Consider the following 2,689-nt stretch of genomic DNA (forward strand, 5'->3'; position numbering starts at 1 on the left):
AGTCGACCTCGCAACCGGCCGCCGCGCTGGCGGGTACGGAGGAGGCGACCGCCAGGGTGCTGCCGAGCACCAGGGCGGAGGTCGCGGCCAGGCCGCGTCGTGTCCACGAACGTAGGTTCGCGGCACGGGGGGGTGTGCTCATCTCTTCTTTCCTTATGGAAGCGGGTTGCCAGAAGGAGCCTTCTGAAGTGCCGGGCCGGCGAGTTCGGGCCCGGCGGACGGGAGGTGTGGACAATTCCCTGCGTTTATGGAGGTGAGCGCTGCATTCGCGTGCCTTAGATCCGGGGTAAAGCCGAGCGAAAAGGACTGGAAGGATTGGGAGCGCTCCCAGTCGGGGTGAGCGGGGGTGTAGGGGGATGGATGTGAACAGTGTGTGCGAAGGCGTCGCCGGTTCCCGCGACGGAGTGTTACGGGTCCGGAACGCTTTCCTGAACGGTAGCCCGCCAATGGTGATATGTAAACACCATATGACCGGAGTATTTCTGGTACGCGGTTCACGCAAGGGAAATGCGCAGGTAGTGACCTGGTTCACAACCGATCAGTAATAACCTGCGGTCGCCGGGCGGCCACAGTCAGCAGCCCCACCGCGGCGGCCGCGACCCGGAACGGAACCGGCAGTCCCGCGTACTCGGCGAGGAGGCCGCCCGCCACCGCCCCCAGGGCGGCTCCGCCCAGCTCGGCCGGCCGGCAGGTGCCCCGACCCGGCCCAGCGGTCAGGCATCGATCCGGCCGGACGAGTCGCGGTGGACCAGCGGAGGCAGTGGCGGATCCGAGGCGACCGGGAACCTGTCTCCGTCGTCGGCGCTCTCCCCGCAGCCGTGTCGCCTGGGGGTGCGACCACCGCGTCGGAGCGGGGCGGCCGGTCGGCGGGCGACGGTGGTGCGCGTGGGTGTTCCTCCTGAAGGGCGACCGGGGGCGCCGGGGGCGGTGGCCGCCGCCGTGAAGGGCGCGCCAGGGATTTTCCCCGCGCTCTGTTTCGACTCGGCTCCGAGGGGTAACATGCGCTGTGGGAGCGCTCCCGTCGATCGGCTGACCAAGCCGAGAACGATGGAGAACGCAATGGAAAGCATGACCCCCCGAACCGCTGAAACCACCGAGACCACCGAGAGCACCGGGACCACCCGCCGGACCTGGGCCGCACGCGCGCTCGTCCTGGCCTCCGTGCCCCTGGTCGCCCTGACCACGATGGCCGCCCCCGCCTCCGCGCACGGCTCGATCGTGGACCCCGCCAGCCGCAACTACGGCTGCTGGGAGCGCTGGGGCAGCGACCACCTCAACCCGGACATGGCGCAGGAAGACCCCATGTGCTGGCAGGCGTGGCAGGACAACCCCAACGCCATGTGGAACTGGAACGGCCTGTACCGCGACAACGTGGGCGGCGACCACCAGGGCCAGATCCCCGACGGGACCCTGTGCAGCGGCGGCAACACCGAGGGCGGCCGCTACGACTCGATGGACGCGGTCGGCCCGTGGAAGACCACCGACGTCGGAGACGACTTCACCCTCCACCTGTACGACCAGGCCCAGCACGGCGCGGACTACTTCCGCGTCTACGTCACCGAGCAGGGCTTCGACCCGACCACCCAGGCCCTGGGCTGGGACGACCTCGAACTGGTCGAGGAGACCGGTCCCTACGCGCCCGCGCTGGACAGCTACATCGACGTCAGCACCTCGGGCAGGTCCGGCCACCACATCGTGTTCACGATCTGGCAGGCCTCCCACATGGACCAGGTCTACTACCTGTGCAGTGACGTGAACTTCACCTGATCCCCACGACCAACCGACCGGCCGTCCGGACCCCTCCTCCGGACAGGGTCCGCCGGGACCTCCACCCCCGGCGGACCCGCGGCCGACGGCCGCGCGGCGGACACCGCTCACCGCCGCGCGGCGCCCCCGTGCCCGGCCCCGCCCGCGCTCAGGCCTGCATGTAGCGCAGCACCGCCAGCACGCGACGGCTGTACCCCTTGGTGTCGCCCAGTTCCAGCTTGTCGAAGATGGCGTTGGCGTGCTTCTCCACCGCGCTCTGCGACACGAACAGCCGCGCCGCGATCGCCGAGTTGATGTGCCCCTGCGCCATCAGGGCCATGACATCGCGCTCGCGCTCGGTCAGACGCCCCAGCGGGTCCCTGCGGCTGCTGCCCGCGAGCAGTTGGCGCACCACCTCCGGGTCGAAGGCCGCGCCTCCCCTCCCCACCCTGACCAGGGCTTCCAGGAACTCGTCGACCTCCACCACCCGGTCCTTGAGCAGGTAGCCCACACCGGTGGTGTTCTCACCGAACAACCGGGTGGCGTACCGCTTCTCCACGTACTGGGACAGCACCAGCACACCCACTCCGGGCTGCTCCCGGCGGATCCGCAGCGCGGCGCGCAACCCCTCGTCGGTGTGCGTGGGCGGCATGCGCACGTCCACCACGGCCACGTCGGGCGCCTCCTCGCGGACGGCCGCCAACAGGGCGTCGGCGTCCCCGACCGAGGCGAGCACCTGATGCCCCTCGTCCTCCAGGAGCCGCACCAGCCCCTCGCGTAGCAGCGCCGAGTCCTCGGCCAACATCACCCGCACGGCAGCTCCGCCCTGACCGTGGTCGGTCCGCCCGTGGGGCTGTCCACCGACAGCCGGCCGTCGAGCGCCTCGACCCGGCTGGCCAGACCGGCCAGCCCCGTTCCCGCGGGGTCGGCCCCGCCCACCCCG

General features: G+C 70.7%; 2 protein-coding genes and 1 pseudogene. 1 reads left to right on the forward strand and 2 read right to left on the reverse strand.

All coding sequences use genetic code 11. The features are described from left to right. The first annotated feature begins 1,068 nt into the window (after positions 1 to 1,068). Complete coding sequence (locus DQW06_RS28305) at positions 1,069 to 1,767, forward strand: lytic polysaccharide monooxygenase (protein ID WP_232833191.1); 699 nt, start codon at positions 1,069 to 1,071, stop codon at positions 1,765 to 1,767. A gap of 148 nt (positions 1,768 to 1,915) precedes the next feature. Here DQW06_RS28305 and DQW06_RS28310 read toward each other — a convergent pair whose 3' ends face one another. Further along, positions 1,916 to 2,560, reverse strand: a complete 645-nt coding sequence (locus DQW06_RS28310) for a response regulator transcription factor (RefSeq protein WP_013154525.1) — start codon at positions 2,558 to 2,560, stop codon at positions 1,916 to 1,918. Next, positions 2,551 to 2,689: pseudogene (locus DQW06_RS28315) on the reverse strand (sensor histidine kinase); the annotation flags it as partial. The gene DQW06_RS28310 and the pseudogene DQW06_RS28315, both read right to left, overlap by 10 nt.

Origin of the sequence: Nocardiopsis sp. TNDT3 (assembly GCF_003427465.1) — a bacterium.
GTDB classification, from domain to species: domain Bacteria; phylum Actinomycetota; class Actinomycetes; order Streptosporangiales; family Streptosporangiaceae; genus Nocardiopsis; species Nocardiopsis dassonvillei.

Bases quoted from the DNA above. Each gene is read 5' to 3' on its own strand.
- DQW06_RS28305 (WP_232833191.1), top strand. From the start codon at position 1,069: ATGACCCCCCGAACCGCTGAAACCACCGAGACCACCGAGAGCACCGGG.